The 26,985-nt window shown below is 47.5% G+C and carries 30 protein-coding genes; 9 read left to right on the top strand and 21 right to left on the bottom strand.

Translation table 11 applies throughout. The features are described from left to right. Positions 1-9: 9 nt before the first annotated feature. On the top strand, positions 10-468 hold the full coding sequence (locus KNP77_RS13150; protein ID WP_214891189.1) for a GNAT family N-acetyltransferase: 459 nt from the start codon (positions 10-12) through the stop codon (positions 466-468). Between the two features lie 31 nt (positions 469-499). On the opposite strand, the gene KNP77_RS13145 is transcribed toward KNP77_RS13150, so the two are convergent. The 19 genes from KNP77_RS13145 to KNP77_RS13055 all read right to left on the bottom strand — a co-directional run bounded on the left by KNP77_RS13145 (position 500) and on the right by KNP77_RS13055 (position 17,154). Further along, positions 500-1,942 (bottom strand): ArdC-like ssDNA-binding domain-containing protein, encoded by a 1,443-nt coding sequence (locus KNP77_RS13145; RefSeq protein WP_214891187.1) that lies wholly within the window; start codon positions 1,940-1,942, stop codon positions 500-502. Between the two features lie 4 nt (positions 1,943-1,946). Then, positions 1,947-2,234 carry a hypothetical protein gene (locus KNP77_RS13140; protein ID WP_214891185.1) on the bottom strand — a complete coding sequence of 96 codons (288 nt, stop codon included), beginning with the start codon at positions 2,232-2,234 and terminating at the stop codon, positions 1,947-1,949. Positions 2,235-2,239: 5 nt separating this feature from the next. Beyond that, positions 2,240-2,689 carry a hypothetical protein gene (locus KNP77_RS13135; RefSeq protein WP_214891183.1) on the bottom strand — a complete coding sequence of 150 codons (450 nt, stop codon included), beginning with the start codon at positions 2,687-2,689 and terminating at the stop codon, positions 2,240-2,242. 9 nt (positions 2,690-2,698) lie between these two features. After that, positions 2,699-3,853 carry a MobP2 family relaxase gene (gene mobP2 / locus KNP77_RS13130; RefSeq protein ID WP_214891181.1) on the bottom strand — a complete coding sequence of 385 codons (1,155 nt, stop codon included), beginning with the start codon at positions 3,851-3,853 and terminating at the stop codon, positions 2,699-2,701. Then, a complete protein-coding gene (locus KNP77_RS13125) occupies positions 3,846-4,097 on the bottom strand; it encodes a hypothetical protein (protein ID WP_034808440.1) in 252 nt (83 codons plus the stop codon). Before KNP77_RS13125 ends, mobP2 begins: the two co-directional genes overlap by 8 nt. A gap of 192 nt (positions 4,098-4,289) precedes the next feature. Continuing rightward, a complete protein-coding gene (locus KNP77_RS13120) occupies positions 4,290-5,129 on the bottom strand; it encodes a hypothetical protein (protein ID WP_214891179.1) in 840 nt (279 codons plus the stop codon). Beyond that, positions 5,130-5,708, bottom strand: coding sequence for a hypothetical protein (locus tag KNP77_RS13115; RefSeq protein ID WP_214891177.1), 579 nt, complete (start codon positions 5,706-5,708; stop codon positions 5,130-5,132). A gap of 30 nt (positions 5,709-5,738) precedes the next feature. Next, entirely contained in the window at positions 5,739-6,845 is a 1,107-nt protein-coding gene (locus KNP77_RS13110) for a lysozyme family protein (protein ID WP_214891175.1), read from the bottom strand. Then, positions 6,845-8,797, bottom strand: coding sequence for a VirB4 family type IV secretion system protein (locus KNP77_RS13105; protein WP_214891173.1), 1,953 nt, complete (start codon positions 8,795-8,797; stop codon positions 6,845-6,847). The genes KNP77_RS13110 and KNP77_RS13105 overlap by 1 nt, the downstream gene beginning before the upstream one ends. A gap of 17 nt (positions 8,798-8,814) precedes the next feature. Beyond that, entirely contained in the window at positions 8,815-9,435 is a 621-nt protein-coding gene (locus KNP77_RS13100; RefSeq protein WP_214891171.1) for a hypothetical protein, read from the bottom strand. A 1-nt stretch (position 9,436) separates the two neighbouring features. Continuing rightward, complete coding sequence (locus KNP77_RS13095) at positions 9,437-9,736, bottom strand: DUF5592 family protein (protein ID WP_214891169.1); 300 nt, start codon at positions 9,734-9,736, stop codon at positions 9,437-9,439. 6 nt (positions 9,737-9,742) lie between these two features. Continuing rightward, positions 9,743-11,698 carry a pLS20_p028 family conjugation system transmembrane protein gene (locus tag KNP77_RS13090; protein WP_353048831.1) on the bottom strand — a complete coding sequence of 652 codons (1,956 nt, stop codon included), beginning with the start codon at positions 11,696-11,698 and terminating at the stop codon, positions 9,743-9,745. A 20-nt stretch (positions 11,699-11,718) separates the two neighbouring features. Beyond that, complete coding sequence (locus tag KNP77_RS13085) at positions 11,719-12,126, bottom strand: hypothetical protein (RefSeq protein WP_214891165.1); 408 nt, start codon at positions 12,124-12,126, stop codon at positions 11,719-11,721. A 16-nt stretch (positions 12,127-12,142) separates the two neighbouring features. Then, entirely contained in the window at positions 12,143-12,385 is a 243-nt protein-coding gene (locus tag KNP77_RS13080) for a hypothetical protein (protein ID WP_012390470.1), read from the bottom strand. Between the two features lie 16 nt (positions 12,386-12,401). Then, on the bottom strand, positions 12,402-14,636 hold the full coding sequence (locus KNP77_RS13075; RefSeq protein ID WP_214891163.1) for a VirD4-like conjugal transfer protein, CD1115 family: 2,235 nt from the start codon (positions 14,634-14,636) through the stop codon (positions 12,402-12,404). Positions 14,637-14,779: 143 nt separating this feature from the next. After that, complete coding sequence (locus KNP77_RS13070; RefSeq protein ID WP_214891161.1) at positions 14,780-15,880, bottom strand: hypothetical protein; 1,101 nt, start codon at positions 15,878-15,880, stop codon at positions 14,780-14,782. Positions 15,881-15,946: 66 nt separating this feature from the next. Continuing rightward, complete coding sequence (locus tag KNP77_RS13065) at positions 15,947-16,171, bottom strand: hypothetical protein (RefSeq protein ID WP_012390467.1); 225 nt, start codon at positions 16,169-16,171, stop codon at positions 15,947-15,949. A gap of 12 nt (positions 16,172-16,183) precedes the next feature. Next, entirely contained in the window at positions 16,184-16,366 is a 183-nt protein-coding gene (locus KNP77_RS13060) for a hypothetical protein (RefSeq protein WP_021065836.1), read from the bottom strand. 299 nt (positions 16,367-16,665) lie between these two features. Continuing rightward, on the bottom strand, positions 16,666-17,154 hold the full coding sequence (locus KNP77_RS13055; RefSeq protein ID WP_214891159.1) for a helix-turn-helix domain-containing protein: 489 nt from the start codon (positions 17,152-17,154) through the stop codon (positions 16,666-16,668). Positions 17,155-17,521: 367 nt separating this feature from the next. Here KNP77_RS13055 and KNP77_RS16170 point away from each other — a divergent pair, with 367 nt between their 5' ends. From KNP77_RS16170 to istB, 8 genes are all read left to right on the top strand, one after another. Further along, entirely contained in the window at positions 17,522-17,710 is a 189-nt protein-coding gene (locus KNP77_RS16170; protein WP_214891157.1) for a helix-turn-helix domain-containing protein, read from the top strand. Between the two features lie 78 nt (positions 17,711-17,788). Further along, entirely contained in the window at positions 17,789-18,526 is a 738-nt protein-coding gene (locus tag KNP77_RS13045; RefSeq protein WP_214891155.1) for a hypothetical protein, read from the top strand. Beyond that, positions 18,523-20,007, top strand: a complete 1,485-nt coding sequence (locus tag KNP77_RS13040) for a hypothetical protein (RefSeq protein ID WP_214891153.1) — start codon at positions 18,523-18,525, stop codon at positions 20,005-20,007. The genes KNP77_RS13045 and KNP77_RS13040 overlap by 4 nt, the downstream gene beginning before the upstream one ends. Next, positions 19,967-20,536 carry a hypothetical protein gene (locus KNP77_RS13035; RefSeq protein ID WP_214891151.1) on the top strand — a complete coding sequence of 190 codons (570 nt, stop codon included), beginning with the start codon at positions 19,967-19,969 and terminating at the stop codon, positions 20,534-20,536. Before KNP77_RS13040 ends, KNP77_RS13035 begins: the two co-directional genes overlap by 41 nt. 256 nt (positions 20,537-20,792) lie before the next feature. Next, a complete protein-coding gene (locus tag KNP77_RS13030; protein WP_214891149.1) occupies positions 20,793-21,812 on the top strand; it encodes a tyrosine-type recombinase/integrase in 1,020 nt (339 codons plus the stop codon). Between the two features lie 179 nt (positions 21,813-21,991). Further along, positions 21,992-22,660: a hypothetical protein gene (locus KNP77_RS16020; RefSeq protein ID WP_251139082.1), complete on the top strand. Its 669-nt coding sequence runs from the start codon at positions 21,992-21,994 to the stop codon at positions 22,658-22,660. Continuing rightward, entirely contained in the window at positions 22,657-23,538 is an 882-nt protein-coding gene (locus KNP77_RS16015; protein WP_251139081.1) for a Mu transposase domain-containing protein, read from the top strand. Before KNP77_RS16020 ends, KNP77_RS16015 begins: the two co-directional genes overlap by 4 nt. Further along, on the top strand, positions 23,535-24,287 hold the full coding sequence (gene istB, locus KNP77_RS13020) for an IS21-like element helper ATPase IstB (RefSeq protein WP_214891147.1): 753 nt from the start codon (positions 23,535-23,537) through the stop codon (positions 24,285-24,287). Before KNP77_RS16015 ends, istB begins: the two co-directional genes overlap by 4 nt. Positions 24,288-24,457: 170 nt before the next feature. Here istB and KNP77_RS13015 read toward each other — a convergent pair whose 3' ends face one another. Together KNP77_RS13015 and KNP77_RS13010 are read right to left on the bottom strand one after the other, a co-directional pair. Beyond that, entirely contained in the window at positions 24,458-25,612 is a 1,155-nt protein-coding gene (locus tag KNP77_RS13015) for an HNH endonuclease (RefSeq protein ID WP_214891145.1), read from the bottom strand. Between the two features lie 6 nt (positions 25,613-25,618). After that, the gene (locus KNP77_RS13010) at positions 25,619-26,872 is read right to left on the bottom strand and encodes an AAA family ATPase (protein ID WP_214891143.1); all 1,254 of its coding nucleotides are present in this window, start codon (positions 26,870-26,872) and stop codon (positions 25,619-25,621) included. Positions 26,873-26,985 lie beyond the last annotated feature (113 nt).

Raw genomic sequence — 26,985 nt, 5'->3', positions numbered from 1 at the left:
AGAACCGATATGTTACTTATCCAAAGATCGAGTAAACATGAAGCATCTGTATTATTGGACATACAAAAGGAAGCCTTTCAAAAGGATTTAATAAAGTATGAAGATTATGATACCAGTCCTGTTAACGAGCCGGTAGAACGGCTAATCAAGAAGATTGAGCTGTTCATTCATTACACCATTTGGATTGATGGAAAAATTGCTGGCGGAGCTGACATTCGAGATATGAGTGAAGGGAGATATCGTTTAAATCGAATCTTTTTATCTGAACGGTATCAAAACAAAGGCTTTGGGACTGAAATAATAAATTTAATTGAAGCAGAATTCCCACTCGCTAAGGAATGGAGATTAGATACACCTCATTTGAATACTAGAAATCATCATTTCTATGAAAAGCTTGGATACAAACGAGAGGCCCAACACCAAATAAACAGTAAACTGATATTGATTGATTATGTAAAAAAGATATGAGCTCTATTTAAAAGCCCATATCTCTTAATACTTATATTAGTCTTTCGATGTTAAACATTGCTGTTCTAGAGAGGGACTTCTTCTCTTTCTCAAGTAGTATGTCATGCCAACGGTCTTCAAGAGACTTTAGAATCGGTTTTTCTAACCGTTTGTTTTTTTCAAAGTCGTGTAATGGATGCACGGTCCTTTCCGGATCGAAGTGACCGCTGATCAATGATTTACCCGGTAAGGCGACCGTGTAGGCGACGATTGTATCTTCACTAAAATCGTGATTGTTTGCGACACCGAATGACTGGAACCCGAATCCTTTATCGTGAATATACATGAGCGGCTCATCGATACGATCCACCTTCAGGTTCGTCTCGAGGGTCGCTTTTGCGTTCAGGTAGTTCTCGATTTCCTCGGGAAACACACTCTGTATAGAATGAACGCGCTCATAAAGGTTGAGGTTCGCTTTTTCCCATCCCGTGCCCATGCCTCGGTTCAGCTTCTCAAGATATTCGAGTGGCGTCTGTTCCTTCTCTTGCTCCAAGGTGTTCACCTTCTCTAAGTGTGTCTCGATATGTTCAAGGAAGGTCGCGGACGTTTGATGGACCTCCTGCAACAATTTTTCCTTGTCGAGGAGTTCCTTGTCTTTCGTCCAACCGGCCAGATAGGAGGGCGAGAAGTCATCCGTCGGGAACCCGAGCTGATGTGAGACGACATAGGCGACCATCTCGGCCTGGAACTCCTTCTCGGGTGCCGTGAGCGGTTGGTCTCGTTCAAAATTCCGTTCCTGATTGTGCAACTCCGCATGGGCGAGCTCGTGGATCAGGACACTGACGTCCTCGATCGATGTGTTCCGCGGGTTCAAGGCGATCGCATGCAATTCAGGGTAGTAACACCCCTTCGCCGTCCCGATCTCGTCGAGCGGGTCCTCCAAGAGCGTCACATTCCGGGCATCCGCGAGCGTCGTCAAGGCGTCACGGATGTCTTGTTCGTTCTCAAGCCCGCCGTCCCGGTGATATCGTTTGAAGATGTCCGAGACCTCGATTCCTTTCTCGCGCGCGTCGGTCTGCGTGTACTCGAACACGTGACCGATTTTGAAGTACATCATCTTACGTGACGGGATGCGTCCTTGTTTCACGCCTTCCTTGATCGGCTTCGGTGCCTTGCTGAGCGATACCCATTCATCTTCGTGTAGGGCATACGTCACCGGGTTCGGGACAAATACTTTGATGCCACGCTCACCTTTTTGTACCTGTGCGCCTTGTTTCTCCCAGAACGGATAAGAGCCGACCGCGACCGCGCCGGGAAATTGGGACTCGATCAAGACCGCGTTTCGCATCGAGTATTGATGAAACTTGCCGAGAAACTGCAGATGTTCCCGGATTTTCTCTGGACTCTCGAAGTAGCTGTCAATCTGTTTTCCCATTTGTTCCGTCAAGGCCTCGAGCTCGGCCTTTCGTTCTTCGTTCGTCTTCATCTTGGCCATCGTGTCAGACTCCTTCCTTCAACAAGTCGGTGACAGATTCTTCAGTATCTGTAAATTCGTTCAGTTCACGTTCGATTTGTGGCGATGATTCCGAGATGTCGAGTAACAGCCGCGTCCGATCGAAATTGACGGGAAGTAAGGCGATCTCGTCTTGCGAGATGGCGGTTAAAAGCTGATACTCAGATATGGATATCGAGATGTCGTAACGTTTTCCATAGATGAGGACCGTGACGGTATCGGGTTGAAGCGTCAACAGTTGTCCCATCGTGAAGGGGCTTTCCAGTGGTCGCATAGAGTTCATCCTCTCTCAAAAGTTAACGTGTCTTTCTTCTGTTTTTGGTACTCGATGCGTTCCTGGACGACACGTTCCGCCGTCGCGAGGAACGTCGGCTTGAACTGGTCCGTCGTCATGATGTCCTCGATGCCTTCGGTCTGCATCAGCGCCTGCAGGAGCTCCGTCAGGATCTGTCCGTGGCGGTCGGAGCGGTTCGCGGCGAGCCGGATCCGCTCGAGTTCCGTCGAGACCTGCTCATTGATTAACTTCTCAATATGACATGAGACCTGCGTGCTGATCGAGCGGGTGAGGAACTGCATGTCCCACTTCTCGTCAGACAGTTGCTTATGTTCCTCTACTAGATGGTCGATGACCTGGCCGAGATGGCCGAAGCGTTTGTCTTCGGCGAACTCCTCTAAATACGTGACCGTCTCCGGCTTCAACCGAAGACGGATTTGTCTCAATTCTTCCATCGTCCTCCCTCACTTTCCATATTCGATGTCCCGCTCCAGCTGTTCGAAAGCACGTTGATTCTTCAGGTGTTCGAACTCGTCGTTCATATGCCGCTCGATTCGGTAGAGTGATTCGTTGAATAGCTTTTGTTGGTTGAATGCGCGTCGGACCGGATGTTTAGGGGATCCATTTTTCTCAAACGTCACCTGTTCTTTTGACAAGTCGCGCATCTCGGAGAGGATGGCGTTCCCCATCCGGGTGTAGAGATCCTGTCGCTTTGTCGTCCGGTACCGCTCGGCATTCTCCGTGTCGCCGTAGCTGCGACGATGGAAAGACACCTCCTGTTCGAGTCGCTCGTTGAAGGCTTGAAACTCTGATTTGAAGTGAATGTCGATGTAGCGGTCGGTCAGACGGTCGAGCGACTCACGGAGCGGCTGTATCCCGTTCATGTTATAGCGCCACTGTCGTTTGTCTTCCGGCAACCGCTCATAGATGTCCTTGAACTGACGGACGAGGTCGGGATGCAGGACACGGTTCGGGAGCGATTTAATCTTCCGGTTCCGTTTGTGGGCGACCAACTCGTCGCGGATGAAGGCGTTCAGTTTCTCCTGTTCTTTCGTCCTGTCGGCGAGCGAATGGATGACCTTCGACTTCATCAGCTCGATCGATTTTGGTTTGCGTTTTCCGCGCTCACGCATATGGCTCGTCTCGACGATGGCGACATGTACGTGGATGTTGTCGGTGTTGTAATGCACGGCACCGGTCCAGTAGGCATGGACCATCTTCTCTTTTTGGAGCATCGCCTCGACCGCGTTCCGTGTCGCCTGGATCAAGCGTTTCTCATCGACGAGGTCGTCGTGAAGCACACCGGTCTCCCGAAGCCAGGCGTTGTCGAACGAGATGACGTCCTGCCAGAGGATGCTTCCGTTCTCTTGCGCATGCTTGAAGATGTCACGTACAGCCCGGCGTTTTTTGTCGTCCAATCGATCGTCCTCACGCGTGAACAGACCGCTCGACTTCGTCTCGTCTTCCATATAGTCGTGATACGTCTCGAACTGTTCGCGGCTGTCTTTCGCATCCGGTCGATTGATGTAATCAAGGTATGTCGTGTAGCGACGCGACTTTTTTTTTGTGCTTGGCACCTTGAACTTCGATTTGATGACGACACCCGGCGTCTCATGCATCCTGCATCACCTCGTTCAACAACCGGGTCACCTCGGCGAGCTCGTCCGCGCTCCGTTTCAAATGGAGCGTATTCGCCTCGAGCTGTCGTTCGAGCCGCTCGACCTGCGTCGATTGGATACCGTTCGCGCACCAGGAGGCGAGCAGCTCTTTCAAATATTGTTGCCGGGAGCGGTTGTGTTCCTTCGCCCATTCGTCGATCTGCTTCACGATGACGGGATCGATGTCGCGGAGTAACAGATTCATCTGCCTGACCACCTTTCTAGAGGATACATATTGCCAACGTTCGAAAAGTTCGTTCAAAGAGCATAAGGGGAAACTGCTATCACTTGTCGTGATAGCCCAGGCAGAGCCTGGGGTTTCCGTGATATCACCAAAAGTCTGAAAACGGCACGAAATGTGCCAGTAAAACCAGCGATTTGGCACGAGATGTGCCACTTAAATCGATAGTTCCCGGAGCCGGACGCGCAACTTGTCGTGCTTTTCTTCGAGTGCTACGACCGACTGTTCAAGTTTCTCGAGTTCGAGTGTAAGCTCGTCGCGCTTCCGTCCGATGTCGAAGATCTCGTTCTCCTGTTCGACCTGTTCGTCGAGCGAGAGGTAGGGGAGTTCATCTTCAAGCTCCTCTTTGTTGCGGTCGAGTCGTTTGATCTGTTGCCGCTGCGCCTCGACCGATTGTTGCGCCGTTTCCAACTGTCGTTCGGTCTCCGTGAGCTCGTCCTCGACGAATAGTCTCGTGAAGATTGTCTCGTCAGATGAGGTGTGGTTCGCCTGTTCGATGGTCCGACGGTCGGCATAGAGGGACGTCAGGAGACCGTCTTCTCGTTCCTCGGGTGTGAGTTCGTCAAGCGGTTGTGACGTATTCAATCCGTAGATTCGGACAGCGAGTTGCTCGAAGTCGTTCGGTACATCAGCCAATTCGAGCACGTACTGGTCGTTCCGGTCGTAGAGCAAATCAACTTCCTTCTCGGAATCCGGACGTGCCTTGTAGACATAGCGGAAGACATGATTGTTTGTGTTACCCGGTGCCTCATCGAGTGTAAGTCGGACGCGCATCGTCCGCTTTTCCGTGTCATAACTCCAGGCATGGAGCGTCACGGTCTCCCCGTTCGAGAGCCGGACTGCCTCGTTGATCGGCGTCTCATTGACCGGTGCCTCTTCAGCAAAGAAAAACGACGAGGTGCCGAAGAAGAGGAAGCCGATGACAAAGAACACGCCGAGTCCTAGGTAGAGTCGGGAGACGTTCTGGGTGAGACGTCGTCGCATTTTCGGTCGCATTTAAATCCCTCCTTCCGGTGTCAGGTCTTCCATCTCGGTGACGACCAAACGTCCATCGATGGGCTCGAACGTCAGGGCCAATAGTTCTTGCGTCGTCTCTTCATAACCCGTCTCGGTGATCAACAGGTCCTGTTCGAACCGGACGAGACAATCTTCTCCGGAGAGAGAAGGGAACACCTCGATGTCGCGGACGGTCGTCTCGAACGTGCCGACATCGCTGCCGTCCGCGGCGAAGAGCGTGGCCGCGAGTTCCTCCGACATGACGTCTTTTGCCTGTCGCTTCTGGGTCGTATAACTGTCCTTCGTGATGGTGAAGGCGTACTCGACGAAGCGCGTCGCGCGTGTTGTCAGCTCTTTCATCCGTTCGGTCTCTGTTGATGCGACGACTTGTTCAGTGTCCGACGGCGTATCTTCGAAAGTGACTGACTTAGAGGGAGTGATGCTCTCGTTTTGTGTCTCACTCGCGTTTGAAGTACTCGTGACAGCCGTCACTTGTTGATAGAAAAAGGCGTTCGCCGCGAGCGAAATGAGAAGTAGCACCCCGGACAGATAGGCGAGGTGACGTGCAGTGAAGTTCATTCTTTCTCCTCCTTTCCATACATCCATGACTCAAAATCCGAAGACCGGAGCGGGGTCGATGTGACCGGACCATTCACTCGTCTTGATCTCGAAATGCAGATGGTTCCCGCTCGATCGGCCGGTCGTACCGCAGTACCCGAGCGCTTGTCCGGCATCAATTTGTTGTCCGCTTTGAACGCCGAGACGACTCAGGTGCGCATACGCCGTGATGTAGTTGTCATGGCGGACCTGGACGAGATTGCCGTACGGACCGCGGTTCCCGCTATAGATGACGGTGCCGCTCTTGACCGCGTGGATTGTATCAGACGGGGTGCAACTGAAGTCGATACCGGTGTGGTTGTCCCGTTGTCCGAAGACGACGCGCCACCCGAAACGCGATGTCACATTGAGCGGGATGGCGAGCGGGGAACGTAACCCTGACAACAGCTCTTTCGTGATGACCCCGTCGGCGACGGCGACCGGCGTAAGATATTTCAGCACCGCGTCGACGTATTCGATGTCACCGTAACAGGCGCCGTGCTGGACCGCACTCGGTCGATGGCAACGATAGATACCGGTGTGTTTCACGCGTTGGTACATCATCTGCGAGAACGAGATGGCGAGCTCTTTCGAGTATCGTCCGCCGTTCTCCTGGACGTAGTCGATGAAGCCGCCACCGAAGTTGTAACTCTGCAATGTGAGCTGCACGTCGCGGTTCGCCCGTTCGAAGACGGAAGCGAAATGTTCGACGCCGTAGACGATGCTCTCCTCGGGGGAGGTGATGCATCCGATACGTCCACACTTCGATTCGCTCGCCTGCATCGGGTCGTTCCCACGTCCACCACTCTCCTGCATCATGAGCGCGAGCACGAGGTTCGTTTGTTCGGCCAGCCCGTGCTTCATCAGTTCTGATTCGACCAAGCCCCGATATTGGAGCACCTGTTCGCTCACTTGGAGACTGCCGGCCGTGTCGAACGGGACGTCGGTCGGTTGTTCGTTCTGGACACCTGTGAGCGTGTCGAGGATTCCGACGACGAGAATGACCAGGAACAAGACGAGTGCCGAGATCCCCAGCAGGATGAGTCGCCACTTGAGCGTCGCGAGCTGCCATTTCGCCGTGACAGCGAAGCGAGCGGTCCGTTTCGCGGCCGCCCACATCAGGCACCTCCACCGAACAGGGCGAGCTCCTCGGGTGCGACATCGACGTCAAAGATGAGGTTCTGTACGCCGGAGATGCTGAGGACGACGCGTCCCGTCTCGAGCGAGGGGATGATGCGCATCTCGGAATTCGAGAGTTGGCCATCAAACACCGTCTGGATGATCGGGATGCTCTCCGCGTCCTGTTCGCCGATGATCTTGTACTGCGTCAATTGGAAGAGCGACTTGACGTTCTCGGCGTTCTCGGACTTCGATCCGGCCGGTACGAAGTCGGTGATCAGATGCGACACGAAGAAGATGCCGCCGAAATACTTGCGCGCCTCGCGCATACAACGTTGCAGATACAGGATGGCCGGTTGCGCGATGTCGCGCGTATTGATCAAGTGGTGCGCCTCGTCGATGACGATGAGATACTTGCATGCTTCCTCGGTCCGGAGCACGCCCTGGTTGTAGGCCTTCAGTTGACTTGAACCGTTGGCGATCATCCCGTCCCACAGCATGTTCATGAGCGAGAACACCTGCGCCTGGAACACCTCGTCGCGTAGGCTCGTCAGGTTCCGGAGCGGGAACGAGACGATGAGCTCCTCGTCGAACCGGTCGATCGAGGAGTGGCCGTCGAAGATGTTGCAATAGTTATGGACGAGGTTCGTGACGGCGAGCTCGATGTTCTCGAGACGCCGCACCCGGTTCGGACTGATCGCTTCCTTGATCGACGTGCGCGTGTCGTCCGTGTAGAGCTCACGACGCACGAGATGCAAGAAGTCGGAGAACGTCGGGTATCGATTCGCCGGGTGCGTCGTGATCGGCAGTTCGCCCTGTTCGTCCCAGAGTCCGTGCCGGACGTACAGGTCACGAAGTAGGATCTCGAACTCGTTCGTCTCCTCCTGCGTCGCCGCCGGGTTGATGTAGTGATAGAACACGGCCATCTTTGAGAGATGCTGCATGAACGAGAGTGCCTCGTTGGCGCTGCCGTCGTTATTCGTCACCGTCTTATAGACATGGAGCGGGTTGATGAGCCCGGCCGACCCGTCGAGCGCGATCTCTTTTCCGCCGAGCTGGCGCACGAGGTCGGAGAACTCGCCCGTGACGTCGAGGATGCGGATCTTGTTGCCCTTGATCGCCTGGTCGAGCACCGTCTTCTTCAATAGTGTCGACTTTCCGGATCCCATCTTGCCGATCATGAGCGCGTTATAGAACTTGCGCTGTTTGTCCTTATGGAACAGGTCGAAGATGACGCTACCGTTCGTGTCGGTCGTCCCGTAATACGTGCCGGTCGCGTCCTGGAGCGACGTGAAGTGGAACGGATAACCACCGGCGATGGAGAGAGACGGGATCTCTTTCCCACGGCGCCTGTTCGGGAGCTTCTGTTGCTGGTCATAGCTCGTGAACAGGCTCTGCCATTCCCATTCCTGTTCGTTCAGGAAGATCGTCGAGCGGAAGTTCCGGGCCTCGAGTTCCTCCATCACTTCCTGCACTTTCACCTCGAGCGCGTCGAGTGTCTTCGCCTTCACATAAAGACGCAGATGTAGATACTTCATCGTCTCGCCCTGGGTGATCTGTTCGTAGAGCTCGTTCAGTTCCTTATACGTCTCCCGGGCGTCGATGCGGTCGATGTTGTCCTTCGCGTTCTCGAAGCGTGTGTTCTGTTCGGCCATCGACTTGTTGATGGTCTGGATGATCTCACGCTTGTCGGCCGTCCCGATGTCGAGCGTCGTCAAAACGCCCGGCATGTTCAGGATGGGTTCGAGCCAGTAGTCATAGACGAGCGACTGATATTTATAGACATGGAGGCACGACAGGTAGCCGTCCCCGAGCCGGACGAAGTTGGCCTCAAACCGGATGCCGCCCTGCGGCTGGATCTTGGCGATGACGTCGGGATTATAGCCTTTTTCGATCTTGACGGTCTCCGGGTCCTGTTGTTTGGATAACTTGTCACGCAGGCGCTGCCACATGCGCGTCACTCCTTTCTTCAGGCGTCGAGTTGCGGTTTCGTGTTCGGGTTGTTCAGTTGATAGAGCACATGAACCTTCTGGTCGAGCGTCAGCTCGCGCATCGGATTCGAGCGGCGGAGCAGTTTATAGAGGTGTGTCTTCCGCTCGCGTAGCGTCCGCTCGTCGTCGGCATAAAAAAAGAGGAGATAATCGCGATTGGTGCGATGCTCCTCGAGGTATTCAAGTTCCTGTTTCTTCTTCAATAGAAAGGGCAGGTAGGCCGGTGTCTGATTTTGTCGAATCTGTCGTTCGATGCTTATCTTCTGACGTTCGAGACTGAGCGGCGTGTTCAGTGGAACGACTTTGAGCGGGTGCGTGTACGCCTGCAGAAGATAGGCGAGTGAGAACACGTCATGGTCTTTTTCCTCCTCGTTCAACGAATAGATGTCCTTTGAGGTGAGCTGGACCATGTCGAGATAAGTCCCATCCCGCATCTCGAATGCATCATTCCCGGTGATGTCGACGACCGGCATCAGTTCGGCTACCGTCGGTTTGACGACGACCTTATCTTTGATTTTCCGTCTCTCGACCACGTCCTGTTCGTCGAGCCAGGTGCCCGTGCGTCTCGGTTCTTGTAGCGACTCCTCGATGAAAGCCATCTCAGTCACGTCCTTTCGTGTGCGCGTCGAGCGCGAGATAGGTGTCTTTCCGTTTGATGAGCGCGTAATAGAGCGCGTGGACCATCCGCTTCTGCGGGTTCGTCGCCGGCCGGAGTACCATGAACAGCCCGAAGACGACGAGGAAGACCGTGAACGGGATGTGGAGCAGGGACGGGATGAACGGGAGCGTCACGAGCCGGAGCACGATGAGCCCGACGAGGAACAGGAAGTCATGAAGATAGAGCATTTTGTTGATTTTGAGCTCGGTCGTGACCTCATTTGGGATCCGGTATTTGCGCATGGGTCATCACTCCTTTTTCTTCATGTTGTCAGATCGCGGTGGCGAAGTCGGATAGATCCGTCGCGACTCATCACGGTTCTGAGTATGGCGGTGCGTCTGATTCTCACGCACCTGTTCAATGACCTCGGTCTCGATGTCGAGCACGGTGTCTTGATGAATGGTACGGCGGGCGCGTGCTTGGTGTTTCTCTGATGACGTGTCACTCGAATCAGGCGCAGATGAGGATGAGCCGTTTGAATTTGTTGCCTCATGAGTTGTCGGTGACGTCGCGTCGTTTCGGGCTACCGATTCATTGTGACGGTGGTCTGGTCCGGATGCGGCATCGATGGACCCGGTGACCGGTTCGAGAGTCGATGAAGCATGACTTGGAGAATGCCCAGAGCTCGCCTGATCGTGAATCGATTCCGGTCTTAGTGTCTCTGATGACGTTGTTTGATGGTCGAGTCCACGTTCGATATTCGAATTAGGATTCGTCGCATGGATCGATTCGGGAGACGTGCGGCCCGACGCTTCGTTCACGTGTTGAGAACCGTGCACTTCAAGCTCGGATTCTTGACCGTTGTTTGGTTGCGCAACGTCTTGCGGACTTGTCGGTTTGTCTCGGTCGGTCTGCGTGCGATTGGCGGTTTGATTTGCTTGAGCGATACTGTCTGGAGCGTTTTGTCTCTCGGTGTCCGCTCGCTGTGAAGCTTGGGTCGCCACATTTAGCGGTGAACCATTCTGAGGTACGGTGTTTGAATCTATCCGCGTCGTCGCGGCCTCATGGAGCGATGGCATCTTCGGTGCGCCTTGTGTGGAACGCGCGACCTTCGAGACCGCGTGGGCACCGGCCGAGGTCACGCCTTTCCCGGCGGCATAGGCGCCGAGGGCGACACCCCAGCCCCGTTTGAGCCCGGCATCGATCCCGAACAGCCGCTCGACCATGTTCGGCCCATCGATCAAGGCGACCGAGAAGGCGATGAGGGCGATCAGGTAGGCGAACCCGTCCAACGTCTCTGCGAGATAGGCGGTCCCGATCGTGTACAGCTTGATGGAGACGAAGATCAGGATGATCACGAGGAACGTGTTCAGAATGCTCTGGATGACCTTCTTCGTCTTTTGGCCACTGTGCAGGTCAGCCGGTGCGACGAGAATCGCCAGGACATAGTTGAAGGCAAGCTCGAACGAGAGACGCGCCAGTTTATAAGCAATGGAAAACAGCGTGAAGCCCATGATCCCGAGCGTCACGAAGATGGTCAACCAGTTCGGCTGATAGCGGTAGTAATACTGGTTGTTCCATTCGACGCCACCTTGGTCGAGTTTTGAGGTTCCCATCGTTTCACCATTCCAGGTTAGTTTAGACTGAGAGATTTGTTCGCCAGTACTTCCCAAGCGAAATTCATTACTATCGAATACTTCGTTGATGTCGATATTTCGTAAATGACTTTGAGGCAGAGAGTTCAAAGCCTCTCCTTCCAAACCGGAAAAATCGTTTCGGTCATACTCAATCAAATCATGAATGTTTTCTCTTAAAATCTGATTTGATATCGATTCACCGGAAGAGTTTTCGCCAGAGTTTTGAGTTGTGAAATCAATTGCAGTATCACTGAATTCACTTACTTGCGTCATCGTTGGAGATAATAGTCCGAGAATGAGCAACGTGATAAACAGATTGATTAAAAATCCTTCTCGATCAAATTTCTTTTGAAAAATGATGAGGTAACCCGTGAATAGGAAGCTAGCAGCTAAAAGAACGTACAAAAAAGGTTGAATCGTAGAAACGAATTCAACCACCTGAGAGTTATTAAAAAATGTTTTAGTTAGTAATATGCTGTCAGTCACCTTTTCAAGTCCATCAATCAATACTGCTAAGCCACGTATTAAAATCCAACCCATTGAGCGGAGGGCATCCAGTACCAATGTACTGAGACTAAGGATATCAGTGAACTCTTGTAGCTTATTTACGACTTCGTTATCACCCATAGAATCCCTCCATTCAGAGGCTATTTAATGAAGTTAGTGACTTGATCCTTTAATTCATCTTCTGTAAGCGCAGATACATTTAATTCACGACTGATTTCACCATCAGTCATCTCGTACAATCTGCCACCTTTAAGTTCGGGATGTTCTTGGGTAGAACGCTCTTCAAGATCTTCCCCATTAGGCTGAAACGGATTGAATAAGAGAACGTCTTTCTTTTTTTTTGTGGCGACTTCTCGCACAGTATCAACGTAAGCCCCTTCATTACCTTGACTATCGCTGTCTACAAGAACGTATGCACTTTCTTGCTCAGTTTTAATATCTGCAATTTCTTCGACAGAAGTCGTAGAAAGATAATTCGAACTTTCGGCACCACACGATGCTAAAAGTAACGAACTTCCGAGTAGGACACCAATCAAGATTTTCCTCATAACGTTTACCCCTCCGTCAGACGATTTTCCCCTTTAATAGATCCGCGACTTTCAGGTTGACGCGGAAGTCGAACTTATCTATTAGTGTAACAGTTTTTGGGGTGTCTGAGGTGTCGTCCTGATAGACGGTCAGAAAGCCATCCGTCGTCTGGATATTGAGCACGTCGCCCCGTTCGAGGCGGACGCGCTGCGTCTCGATAATTCTCGCAACGACACGCAATTCGTTCTGGATTCGCTTTTCTCTCGCACTCTCGGCCATGGGTTCGGCCTCCTCTCTACGGTGTACCTTGCTTCAGTTTCTCGAGTCGCTTCGCGATCATCGTGCTCAAAAAGCTCTTCTGGCTGTCGGTGACGTCGTAAACTCCTAGGTTCAGGTTCGTCTCGAACTCGGGGAGGGACATCCCGCCGATGTCATGTCCTTCGAACATGGAGCGGAGGATGCTGTCCTGCAGCACATCTCGTACCGTCAAGGACTTATCTTCCTGATTCGATGGAATATTGATATCCGTTTCGTCTTCTTGCTTCGCGAAACGAATACGGATCTGTTCGAAGTCGAGACCGGCGTGACGGCATGGGATGTCGATGTCATGCAGGGAGCGGTCCGTGTCGAAGTCGTCCGCCAGGTATTCGTAACGATATTTCATCGCCGTCTTGCCGCTCAGGAAGATCGGATACGACTGGATACGTCGTTTCTTCGTGTCCTGACGCTTGATGACACGGATGATGAGCATCTCGCCCTCTTTGAGTCCCATGACCTCGGTCGCTGTCATGAGCCGACGGCCGTCCACGTTCTCCGTCTTCGATTTCTTGAGCGAGAACGTCTGTCCAGACCGCGATTTCGTGACGATGGTCGCCTCACCGAGCTTCTTCGATATCAGTTCGGCGGTCGACTCGTCCGCGGTCAACAGATAGTGCGTGTTCCCACAGTTGCCGTCAATCGTCTTCCAATCCTCTCCGTATAGGTTCTCGAGTTGGGAGTAGGCCTGGATGACGAGGTTGAAGCGCATGTTCCGGCCGAGACAGACTGTTATGATGTTGGCCATGCCTTCGATCGGCGGCATGTTGCCGAACTCATCGAGTAAGAAGACTACTTGGCGCTCGCATTTGCCTTGTTTCGTCTGCGAGGCGACCCGGGCGAGTGCCGTGTACACCTGCTTGATGTAGAGTGAGGCGATGACGTTGAATGTCGGGTCATAGTCCGGGACGATGAGGAACACTGCCACGGGACGCATATGGTACATCACTTCACGGATCTGTATCATCCCATCGATTGCGTAACGGAAACGTCCACTCTCCTCATCATGCGCTTCCAGCTGGATCGTCGCAGTGCTTGAGTCAGTCGAGATTTGAACGGCGTCTCCGGTTCTAAGTGACGACGCGTGGTACACGATGAAGCTGCCATCGTCGTCTGTCGTGAGCGCATGGGTCGTCCCATCGGGGAACCTGAATGTGAGTCGTGTCAAAGGTTCAGTCCGTCCACTGATCCAGCGGTTGAAGCCGATGCGTCGCATGTCGAGCGAGTTCATCGACGTCAGCTTCCCGGTCCCGTTCAACGTGAAGATCCCGAGTTTCGCATTCGTATTGGCTAAAATACTCGCCCGTGTCTGGCCACCCGAGAAGTGGAGCGTCGCGAACTGGAGCCGGGCGGGATGGTTCTCCGGGAATCGCTGAAAGAATTCGTCGAGCGCGGAGATTTCCTGTCCTTGCCGCGTGACCACCGTCCGTGAGCCGAGGTCCGAGAGCATGAGCGCGACGTTGTACATGTTGATCTTCTCCGGCGTGTCCTTCGCCTCCTCGCAAAGTCCGAGAATGAGCGCCGTGCACAGGTCAATCGACGAGTTGGCCCAGAACGGGTCCCGTGCCTTTGGGTCATGGTACAACATGAAGGCGACCGAGCGTGCATACTGTTGGGCGAGCGAGTAGTTCTCCGCGAGGAATGCGTCGATTGTCAGCTGTAACAGGTTGTACGACATCGATTGGAGCGGGTTCATCAGGTTCAACACCTCGACCTGATAGCCGCGTTGCTCGAGCGTCTCCTTCGAGGCGGCGAAGAGCTCGCCTTTCGGGTCGTTGATGATCAGACTCGCCTGGTCACTCGCCCGACTGTACAGGTCGATTGTCGAGAAGACGAACGTCTCGCCCTTCCCGGATCGGGTCGTCCCGATGACGAGGTTGTTGACAGGCGAGTCATCGATGAACAGTTCGTTCTTGACCCTTCCGACGGGGACGCCACCCAATCCGTCATAGCGCTTCTTCCGATCCGGGACGCGACGGTACTGTTGCTTCAGTTCATCGAATGAGGTGAAGCGGGCGCTCCCTTTTTGATTCTTCCGAAGATCCCGGAAGTTCAGCCATACCTTGCCGAACACGACCAATCCGATGAACAGACTGAACGCGATCAGTCCGAACAAGACGGTCGAAGAAGGAAGACTCACCTCCAAGAACAAAGAGGGTGAGAGCGTCGGAACCGTCGCCCCGGCCAACAGCCCGTCTTGAACGATTGGGGTCATGATTTGTCGAATGATGTTGTAGACACCGTTCAGTAGATAAAAAATCCCGGCCGGCACTACCAACAGGCAGAACAGGGCGGGGAAGATTAGATGTATCGGGAATCGTGGTGATAGAGACTGAGTTCTCAATTATTTCACCTACCTTAATCTGAATAAAGAATCGTTTGCAACTCAACTTCTTCAGCAGCGATAGCGGCTTGAATTTTCTCACGGGCTGAAGTGTCCTTGCTAGAGGTCTTCTTCAGTTTCTCGTTCAGTCCGTCGATCGCGGCCATGATGCCTTGATAGTTATCGATCTTTACTTGTACGGCAGGGTCGTTCGTTTTGGACGCCCACTCATTTGCGGACTCGATATCAACGAGAAAGAGGTAGGCGGTCACTTTCGCCGAGATACGGGGAGCGGTCCACTCCACGTCATCCGTCTTGGCCACGGTCTCATGATCCCGTTTTAGTACGGCGATATCGAACGCGCCCTCATTGGTCGGATGTGACGCTTGGAAGTCCTGGAGCCGTTCCAATTTTTCCTTATCGGATAGATTGAGCCCGGCTAACTTCGTCTCGATCAGGATCGGGTCATCCGTGAGCTCGAGCGCCTTCTGGTCTTCTCCTTCTGCAAGATAGAGGTCGACTAATAGAGCATTCTCTTCCTCGGACCGGTCTTTTGGTTCCAACAGTTGGATGAGTGACGACTCTTCACCTTGGAGCGCCTGTTCGTAGGCGTCTAACCACCTTTGTTCAGTACCGGTCACCTGTTCAGCGTGCGCCTCCTTGTCGATGAACCATTGCGTCGCAGTGAACAACGATGTGAAAAAAATTCCAGCCGCGGCCGCCCCGTAGATGAGGCGACGCTGTAGTTGGGTCAGGCGTGACTGATAGGTCGACGACACAATCGGGTTCGATCTGACGGAATGGTGCTTATAGTCTTCCGGTGTCTCGGACTCGATCTCGTCGAGGAGCCACATCTTCTTCGCGTTATCCTCTTTCTTCGTCCGGATCCGTTGTACCCGGTCTTTCACTTGATGATACAGGTTCGGATAGGTGCCTTCGGTCCCAAACGTAAACGTCCCTCGATAGAGCAACTCATCTTTTTGGTCGAAGAGCCGGAAGTCACCGGAACAGCTCGTCCCTTCTTCGCTACGTGCCTGATGTAGATCATGTGTCGCGACGACCGCCTCGGCGAAGGTGAGCCGCTCATAGTTCGGGATCCGTGTGTCCGGCACGTCGGTGAATCGTACAAACAGCATCTCGTTCCTCCTCTCGTTTCAAGCAACAAAAAAAGCCTTCCGATTGGAATGCTGAGTACGTGTGCATTAGAATTTGATGTTCTGGTCGACCATCTCAGCGAGCGTGAACGCGCCCATGACGATGATCAGGCCGACGGCGCCCCCGACAAGCCAACCGACGGCCTTCGAGCGGCCACGATCCCCGCCGAAGATGAAGTAGAAGCCCCCGATCGCGAAAGCGATGGCTGCTGCGATGACGGCGAGCCCCTGGAAGAACTGAAGCAAGCTGAGCCCTGTCTCATTGAGTCCCATGTCGTTCCCTCCTTAGTCCTGGTGCGCCGGTGACTTGAAGCTGAGCTTCGCCTCGAGCGCCTCCAAAATGAGTTCCTGGTTGTCCTGGATGACCTGTTGATGCTGTTCGTCGAGCCATTCCTCGTAGTCCTTCCCACGGATGCGTAAGAGTTTCTCGGCAAAGCTTCGGTTTTGTTTCTGTTCTTTTGATGCCACAGTACACACTTCCTTCCCCTTGATCTCGTGATGTGCAGCAGCACATCATTAAGGACAGTCGGATTCGGTGCGGTGGGTTTCTAGCCGTTCCCCCACGAACTCCGCTCCTCGTGAATCTAAGGAACTGTACAGGGTTTTTCGATGACCCTGAACGATGCGGTGACCTTGTGGCGAGTTTTAGGCGACTCTCGCCGAACCATCTGTGCGTAGATCCCGCCCACCCGGTCACTGGTGAGGGACACGCCGGTATGTGATTGGCTTAGACCATCCTTAAGGATGTGCTGCTGCATCGATGTCGATTACTGTCGGACTCTTCTTCGCTTCTTGACGTGGATAAGCTCGTCATCCGGATTTTTGCGTTTGGCGAGCACGTGGGCGTCACAGACGACCGTCCGAATCCGATAGTAGAGCTGAGTCAGTTGCACGGCCTCACCGCTCACCTTCTCGATGCCGATGAAACCGTGTAGTTCGTACGTTTTCCCGTCGAACGTGCGGACCGAGTCGGCCTGTGGCAGTTCCTTCAGGTCGAACCGACGACGCTCGAGCTTGGTGACGGACCGCTTCGCCCCGTATCCGAAGTCGATGGCATCCCATGGGACCGTTGCGAGCGTATGTCCGAACGCGCGGGCCAGGTGATCAATGTCCGCGATCGACGGTACCGAGCGGTTCTGTTCATATTGACTGATGGCGGGCTGTGAGATTTCTCCAAATGTCTTCTCAGATAGTTCGACCTGTGACCAGCCCGAGAGCCGGCGGTTCTCCTTCAACCACTCCCCGAATCGATACATAAGCCTTCCCCTTTCTGTAAACCAGAGCGGCGACCAAACAGATGTTTCCTTTTGTTGGTTCCAATATAACAGGATTAGATTTAAAAATCATCAGTTTTCTGATATGTCAGAAATTTTACAATTGACGATTCTTGTCGAATCCGCTCTATATAAGGGATTAAGACCAACAGTAACTCAATATTTTTGGTTTTGTAGCACAACTGTAAAAAAATAACGATTTAATTATAGAAAATAATTACAAATATTTTGATTTCAAGAGATTGTGGTAGGGTAGAGGAATAGAAGGTTTCGTAAAGAATAAGGAGATAAGAGAGTACTTAGATCGTGGGGTGAGCAAGTGGAATTAAACGAGGCAATCATCGAGCGGATGAAGGAGCTCGCAGCGGAACATAATATGACAATACATCAAGTGATTCAAAAGGGAGGTTTGAACCAGGCAACAATTTCGGAACTAATGAGTGGACGTACAAAACATCCGAAGGTAAGTACGATTCAAAAATTTTGCAATGGCTTAAACATTAGCTTAAATCAGTTTTTTAACAACGAGCGATTTTAAACATTATTCTTCTTACTGTAATTTGAAATTACAATATATAGCATAAATTTGATATTATGAGGATGGAGGAGGTGTTGTATGAACAAAAAGCACATTATTCTCTTGATAAGTGGAATCTTATGTCTCCCTCTCATAGTGACCTTACTATTAGAATTTCCCTTATTTTCCCTTGCAAGAGGAGAGGTTGAAAGTTGGATTGGTTTTTGGGGAAGTTATCTTGGAAATATTATTGGATTAATCGGTTTATCGTATGCTACATATTTTCAAATTCGATACCAACAAAAATTAATGCTTGATGAAATTTATTCGCAAAACGAGCTCGAAAAGAAAAGAATTTATGTTGAGATTATTTTAAACAAATTGAATGACTATTTGTTATGTCTTGACCAACTAGATAATTCTATCGCTAAATTCCATACGGTTTTCTTAAAGCATATTAACGATATTCAACAACTTCAACAGTCTGATTCTGATAATCCTGTGCAGACTATAAGTAAAAACGATGAAAATCTAGTTGACAGTATTTTTTATTTAGGTCAGTTACAGTCATTAAAAGTTTACTTAGAGCAAGAGAGCCTTCCATTACAAAATTTAAAAGACATCACTGACCTAACCAAAAAAATGATTAGAAATTTTCAGAAAATGAAAGACACGTCTGATAAAGAAACTTTAAATCTCTTAAATGAGTATGATCTCCACAAAAAGGATTTAAAGATACTTTTAAAAATGATTCAAAGTGAGAAAGATTATACTAACTCGCATATTTCTGCAGTATTAAACAGCGAATTTATTGTAAGGAGAAAAGAAAACTTATGAACAACTACAGTCAAAGTATTTTTAGGCACATTCCAGCTACTGATCGAAGTGAAATTTTTAAAAGAATCATTAAGTCGAATCTTAATTTCTATCAAACAAAATATCCTATTAAGGAATTAGAAGATATATCAAATACAGAATTGGCGGGTCAGTTTTTAAAATTTTTCTACGCTTCGGTGGGTAAAGACGGGGGAACTCTAGATAAAGAAAAAAGGTTAGTACATAAATTCTTTTTTAGTTTTCCAGAGATTCGGGATAAAGCTGTAACGGAGATCAATACTTCTTTTAGCTTTTATCTCGAACATTACTTTTCAGTAAGAGTTATAAAAATCCTGAACAAAAACACTCTATTTACTACAGATCAACAAATCAAGGACGATATTCAAAGAAAAGATCTTATTGAAAAGTATAAGGTAATTATTGAAAATAATACTGATTTAAGTCCCTATATCAATAGACAGATTACAGAAGTCAAAAACTTTGATGATAAATTCATTTCATTTGAATTTTTCGATAACAGCATTGAAATTTTAGAAAGAATAACCGTTTTAAAAGATCCTAAAACAAAAAAAGAAAATTCGATTTTTGTGAAGTATATCATAGATTTTAAAAGAGGGTTTTTAGAATTTCAATGGAACAAGTCGAGCATAAAAAACTTGACTCAGCACAATCGCAGTATGAATCCTGAAGGGGTAATTAATGACTTTAAACTAATTGATTATCTTCAGAATAATTTAGAAAAATGGTTTAAATTAAGTTTTTCAGATGAAACTATTTTTAGTTCTAAAGAAGCAAATTCTCAGACAAATGATTTATCGAATTTTAGAGCGAAAAATATTGTTGATGCAGTTAAAAAATCTCCTCTTGAGGCTATACTATTTCACTTATTTATTGAGGACCATAACAATGTGTTAACAAAAATTAAAGCTGAATCAGATTCTAATTTGAATTTTTCTGAATTAAAAAAACAGCTTATTGACTTTTTTGGACCTCAACAAGATTTCCAAGAAGCAGAAATAGAAGAATCGGTTCAATTCATTGAAAACCTAAATTTATCAAAGAAAGCAACATCTATAGACTTTTTGGCATCCAATAGTTACATTTATAGCTTCACTTTAAGAGACATTGTCAATTACACTTCTTCAAGGACTAAAAATGATAAGAAAGAACCTATTTATGTAAACGAACCTTACTGGTATTTACTGAATATAGTGAAACGCGTCAAATTAATTACTGAACTATCTTTTCATTTTGAAATAATCGGAATACTAAAGCAAAGAAGTATGCAAAAATTCACTATTTCAGCAAAAAATAATATACTATTTTTTGATTATTTACAGAAGAAACATATATCAGATGAAGATACTAAAGCGAGATATATTTCAAAATCAAGGAGGGACATCAGTGAGCACTTTAAAGACCGAATTAACGAATTTATTAATGAACAATCCGGAATTAGCGAAAGAATATCCTCCACTTAATATAGTTTTCAAAAAAACAGAAGAATATTTGGTCACACTAGTTAATTCATCGAGTAACTATATAAATCCTTATACATTCGCTAAGAAATTAGATATCAGTGATACTTTATCTATATCATTATTATTTTTACTTGCTAACTTTAGTGATAAAGAAATCATTTATTTAGAGTATGTATACACGTGCCCCCAAGGTCATTATCATTATCTAAACGAAAATGAATTAGAAAACTTTTACTGTGACGAATGTGATGAACACTATAACGTCAAGCTAGAACTGATGAAGGGAATTCACAATCCTCCAATTAATTTTAGACTCAGTAAAACACTTCTGGATGAAATTAAAAATTCTTTTAAATCAGAAAATAAATTGAAAGGAGCCCCAACGCAATTTAGGTTATATGACTTAGCCAATAACTTAAGTGAACAGGCACTAATTATGATTAAAGATTCAAATGAGAATAATGAAAAAACAGCAGCAGCAATCTTTACTTTTCGAGATGAATATATAGCGTTCCATACTAATGATTAAGAAATAAAAGTCAGTAAAAGGGTCGAAATTTAGGTTCGATCCTTTGTTTAAAAACTTGTGATAATATAAGATTATCACAAGTATTAATTATTTAATTCAATATATTTTTAAGTACGTAATACGATTTTATCTAGTATATATTATCGATTACACACGTATTCTTAAATTAAATACATATGTATTACAATGATTTAATATGTATTTCGAAATTCACGAAAACTTAATTCAAAAATCAGGAGCGAAAAGAGGGAGAAGCATGGAGATTGAGAAAAAACAGCAGGCGTTTGAAGTAGCGTTGAGAGAACTGACCGGGGCGAATCCGAAATTGGCCGAAGCATTAAAGAAGGACTATATCGATTTCGAGACCTTGAATGATGTCGAGGTCATCGAATTGTTCTGGGCGACGGAACTGTTCCCGATCTATGCGGACAAGAGCCCGCACACACGACGCGCGTACAAACTGGATCTCGAGTTCGTCATAAGTTTTGTGATGACGAAGACAGGCGGATTAAAACACCTGACCGTGCTCGACATCCATCGCTATCTATTCGAGGTGAACGAACAGTATGCCCCACGCACGGCGCAGCGGAAAAACAACATGTTGAAGCGTCTCCTGACCTACCTTCACGTCAACCAGTATCATTTACATAATCTGGCCTTCCATGTGAAGAACCAACAGCGTCCGGAGATGCTCCGGCGTGAGGTCGACTTCGACGAGATTGAGCGGATTGCCGAGTCGTTCCGCCATACCGTCAAACGGGCACAAAAAAAGGAGCTCATTGAGCTCCGGAACGAGACGATTGGTTATTTGTTGTTGACGACTGGCATGCGGGCGGCAGAACTGTTATCAATAAAGTTCACCGACGTGAAGCGAAATCAGCATACATTTTACATTGAGGTGAAAGGGAAACGTGATAAATGGCGTCGAATTCCACTCACCGAAAAAGCGAGTCATCTGATTAATCGATTGCAGACACTCCTGATGATTGAAGAAGTAGATTCTCCATACATCGCTTTCAGCACAAAGAAGTCAGGAAACCCAATGACGTATGAAGCAATTCGCTTAATGACGCATAAAGCTGTGGAGTTCGTTGCAGCAGAGAACACCAATCCCCCACACTGGTTCCGTCGTGCTTATATTACGAAACTCCTGGCTAATGGAAATCCACTGATTGAAGTTATGCAAGTGGTAGGTCATAAATCTATTAGTACAACTAACGAGTACTTACAAATAATAAAAAATAATGCCTCGACAATAGATATTCCATTCTATTGAGGTGTCTTGATGATTATTGCATTTAAAATGAGCCACTTGTGCATCCTTCTGAGCCACCGAGTGTGGACAACTGAGCCACTCAGTGCGGACACTATACCACTTATACGCTTGATGCCTTTTCTCCCCTATACTTGAGATGCATGCCGTCGGCATGACATTGAAGTATGGGGGTTTTGTTTTTGATTGATGGTCGCAAGATACTGGAACTTCATTTTGATGGGATCAGTCAACGCACGATAAGTGCGAGCACCGGACATTCGAGAAACACGGTGAGCGATGTGATTCAACGGGCCACTGAACGTGGCATCGACAGCTTAGAAGACAGGATGACAAAGAAATGGCTGTATGAGTTCTTGTTCCCTGAGCGTGAACCGATGGAAAAGGGTTACCACCCTGTCGATTTCGAGATGATTCACAAGGAGCTACAGAAGAAGAACGTGACATTGAAGCTGCTTCACCACGAATACTGCAGCACGGCGAGAGACGCAGGTAGAATCCCGTATGCCTATCGCTCCTTCACAGAGAAATATGGATCATACGCAAAGAAGTACAAGCTGACCATGCCCATCCGTCGTAAGCCGGGCGAAGTCTTAGAGGTCGACTGGGCCGGAGCGACGCTGAAAATCATGGACAGTGCCGCCGGCGAGGAGATTGAGGCCTATGTCTTTGTCGCCGCGCTTCCGTACAGCCAATATTTCTACGCCGAGGCCTTCCTCGACATGAAGTCGCAATCGTGGCTGACTGCGCACGTGCACGCCTTTGAATACTTCGGCGGCGCACCGAGACGCTGGTCCCGGACAACCTCAAGACCGGAATCACGAAGCATCGCCGAGGCGACTCACAGGTGAATGAGGCTTACCGTGAGCTGGCTGACCATTATCGGACGGTCGTTGTGCCTAGTCGCATCCGCAAACCGAAAGACAAGCCGAGCGTCGAGGGTGCGGTCGGCTTCCTTTCACGTCAGATCATCGCGGCGTTACGGAATTACCAGTGCTTCCACATCGAGGATCTGAACAAGGAAATCCATTCGAGGCTCGAGGAGATGAACACCCAGGAGTTCCAAAAAAGAAGCGGTTCAAGAAAAAGCGTGTTCACGGAAGAGGAGAGCGCGACCTTGCGCCTCCTACCGAAAACACGCTTCAAGATGACGGAATGGCGAACCGCGAAAGTACAACTGAACTACCACATCCAAGTTGAACGCATGTTTTATTCCGTCCCTTATGATTATACCCGCGAAGACGTCGATGTGCGCCTGACGGCGAACTTAATCGAGGTCTATTTCAAGGACGTCAGAATCGCCTCCCATACGCGCCTGAAGGGCGCAATCGGACAGTATGCGACGAACACCGACCATATGCCCGACAACCATCGCCTCTATCTCGACCACAACCCGGATAACAACCGGGAATGGGCGCGTACCGTAGGTACCAGCATGGAGAAGTTCGTGACGTATATTCTTGAGAACAACGTTGAGAAAAAGGCGCTTGGCTTCCTGGCGGTCATTCGGAACCTGAACAAGAAACACTCGAACGATCAGATGGAGGCGGCCGCCAAAAGCTTACTTGAAGTCGCGTCGCAGCCTACCATCAGCGTCTATAAAGGTATCTTGGACCGACAAAAGAAAAAGGCGGCACGAGCTTCGGTCGTCACCGAACGACCGAGTCAATCAAAAGAAGACCACGGATTCACGCGTGGAGCAAAATATTTCGGAGGCGATAGAACATGATCAACCCGGAGACGTTAAGAAAGTTGACCGAGATGAAAATGACCGGGATGGCAGAGCAATATGAACTACAGCATGAGATGAAAGAGTACGCCGAGTTGGATTTTGATGATCGTTTCAACCTGTTGGTCGACCAGGAATACTCAAGACGCCGGTCAAACAAGCTCGATCGGCTCATCAAGCAGGCGACTTTGTCCGACCCGTCCGCGTCAATCGAACATATTGAATACCATCCGGACCGGAGGTTGGACAAAAAACTGATCCTAGAGCTCGCCTCGGGCAACTACATCAAGAATCATCATAACGTCATCCTGATGGGGGCATCAGGCAACGGAAAAACATGGTTGGTGAACGCTTTGGCCGTCCAGGCCTGTCGCCAATTCCACAAGGTGAAGTATATCCGTCTGCCTGAACTATTGGACGAGCTCGCGGTGGCGAAATACGAGGCGGACGGCAGCTTCAGGAAGCTAATCCACAAGTATCGGACGATTGACCTCCTGATCCTTGACGAATGGCTCCTCACCGAGCTCCCACAGGAGCATGTGATGCATCTGTTGGAAATCGTTGAGGCACGGCTGAAGCGTTCCTCGACCATTTTCTGTTCCCAATTCGCACCCGAGGGGTGGCATTCGAAGCTAGGACAGGCCCAGATCGCGGACGCAATTCTCGACAGGATCGTACACGACTCCTATAAAATCCTGGTCGATGGCGAAACCTCAATGAGGGAACGCCATGGGCTAGGGATATGCTAAGATCTTGGCCATCGATGAGTCGATGGCCTTTTTCTTCATATTGACTGGCTCAGTATCCGCATTTGGTGGCTCAGTTGTCCGCATTCGGTGGCTCACAAGTCCGCACTAGTGGCTCTCTGTATCCGCAATACTCAGTCTTGAGCAATCGATTCATTAAAATCACATAAATATCAAGGTAACTCCACATCTAAATCTATTAAAATGTCTAATTTTAATTTCCCCAAGTACTCATTTGAAAGATTTATCTTTTCAAAATCTATCTCAAATAAATGTTTATATAATTGCTTTGTAGTTAAAGTCGGGATTTCTAAACTCTCGGAGTAATGGGAAAGCGCATTTGGTGTTAGCAGCCTTGTGTTTAAATAAATTCTTCGAGCAGTTTCTTTTATATGATTTTGATTATATCTTCCCTTTAATTTAAAAAGGGAAATTGTATTATCTATTTTCTCAATTATAATATGATTTTCAGTATTTTTTTTCAAAATTGTTATGTCAAAGTGTTCATTAGCCAATTTCAATGGATAGTCTACCATTTTGAATACCGCGTAATCTTCAAAACCTTCTATGAGAGGATTGACGATTCGACGCTTAGATTGCCCTTTCAAAGTTCGATTACAAGACGGGCAACTTGGAATTAAGTTAAAAAAATTAGATTCGAATAAGGGAAATTCAGACTTGGGTAAATAATGATCTAAATCTGCGAGTACTCTAGTTCCATCTTTTTCAGAGTACATAGATTGTTCATTACAATAGGGACAAAATTTAATTCCTATTGAGTCAATTAATGATGCACGCAGTGGTGTGATAAATGTTTCATAATCGAACACCTCTTTGCATACTCTATTAAACTTTTTTAAACTGATGAACATTTCATTCTCTGCAAAATCTTCAAAAGATGATTGAGTTTTAATTCTTCCATCAATAAATTCATAATCGCTTATCTTGTCAATACAACATATAAATTTTTCTATCTGTTTATTGCTTTCTATTTGGGTGAAGCCAATTAAGTCACCTATAAAACTTTTTCTAGCTTTTTTGTTTCCTTTTTTATAAAGTTTTTGTGCATTATTGTAAAATGAAATCGCTTGAAAATATGATCTAAAATTAAAGTCTTCATAAGTTTCATCTTCTTTAAAATTATGGAATAATATTTTTTTTATTAATATAGTGACAGGATAATCTTTGTTTTGAATTTTATTTAATTCATGCTTTACTTCTTCATAATTCGTTTTACTATAAATTGATCGAACTATGTTAACGTAAATTTCACTTCTTATTTTTGAATAAGAGCGGCTATTTAAATTTTCGGAATTAATTAATATCATAGTCTTTTAACCCTTTTTTAAAATTTTCTTTAGAATAGAATCGTCAATACTATCAATTATTTGTATAGATCTAAGATTTTTTGGATTATCTTTTGCAATTTTTATTTGATTAATTGCAAATTCCCCAATGGGCGCTTCCATAAAAAATGCGTCAGCAATAACATCGTATATATTTGCAGCAAATCCAAAGTCGGGGGTAGTTATTTCATATTTGTTTTTATCCTTTCTAAACGAATAAATATTTTCTTTCGGAAAATCTGTAACAATGAACGGAGAATGACTAGTTAAAATTATTTGTACATTTCCAGATTGCTTGTATTGTTTAATTAATCTAAACATGTCAAACATTAAACGCCTTGACCATTCAGGATGCAAATTAATGTCCGGCTCGTCTAATAATAAAATACAATCTTTTTCTTTCGAGTCGGAAATAGCTATTGCTATTGCAGAAAAAACATTCAAATAAATAAGTTCACCATCACTGAAATTCATAAACTTTAAAGAAAATAAATTTGAATACACATCTTGTAACACACTGATTTCACTCGTGAATTCTAAATCTTCACCACGAATCATCATATGGTTCTTGTTTTTAAAGTATCTTTCCGGAAGAGTTTCTAAAGTGCCATACAAGTGATCTATGTTACTTATTCTTAAGATATTTTTGGTGAAACTCATTCCTTCTATAATCTTAATTATTGTTAATACAAACTCAATACGTTCTTCTAAATCTAAGAAGTTTTCATTAGTCACACTAAGTGTTTTTCGTGACATTTTACTGTAATTTAAGATTTTTTCAATAACTTTAAACTTATTTTCTTTACTAATTTTATTAGAATTATGTATGTCAAAAACATATTTAATGTATATCTTTTCTAACAACCTTAAAATAAAATATTTTTTCACCTCTTCGTCCTTCTCATAGTTCTCCTTTATATGTCTTTCAAATAAATCATCTTGGAAAGTACGATTAAAAAGTTTATAAGATTTTTCAATCTTTTTCATTCCGGCATCAGAAAGAAACAATAAGTTATTTGAATCTAATTCAATACTATTATCTTCAGCACAGTATAAAAAAGATAAATACCTTGGATTATTTAGATAATACAATTTTTGATCAACTCTGATTGATCTCTTATCGTTCTCAAACAACTTAAACTCTCCATATAATTTTAAAACATCTTTAAAATCTGAAGAAGGATGATGGTATTTTATTACCTTATTAGGATTCCCTTGATATATTTTTTTTCTGCTGCCCAAGAAATTACTGATTTATTTTTTACGGACGGTTTGTCAAATTAAGCGCAACACTTCGTCCGTGAAGGCCTCGTGTGCGGTCTTCCAGCCCAGGCATTTGCGTGGGCGGCCGTTGA

The organism is Exiguobacterium sp. s142 (genome assembly GCF_018618455.1).
Classification (GTDB): domain Bacteria; phylum Bacillota; class Bacilli; order Exiguobacteriales; family Exiguobacteriaceae; genus Exiguobacterium; species Exiguobacterium aurantiacum_A.
Note: the sequence above shows the minus strand (reverse complement) of the source record. Positions and strands in the feature narration are given on the sequence as shown.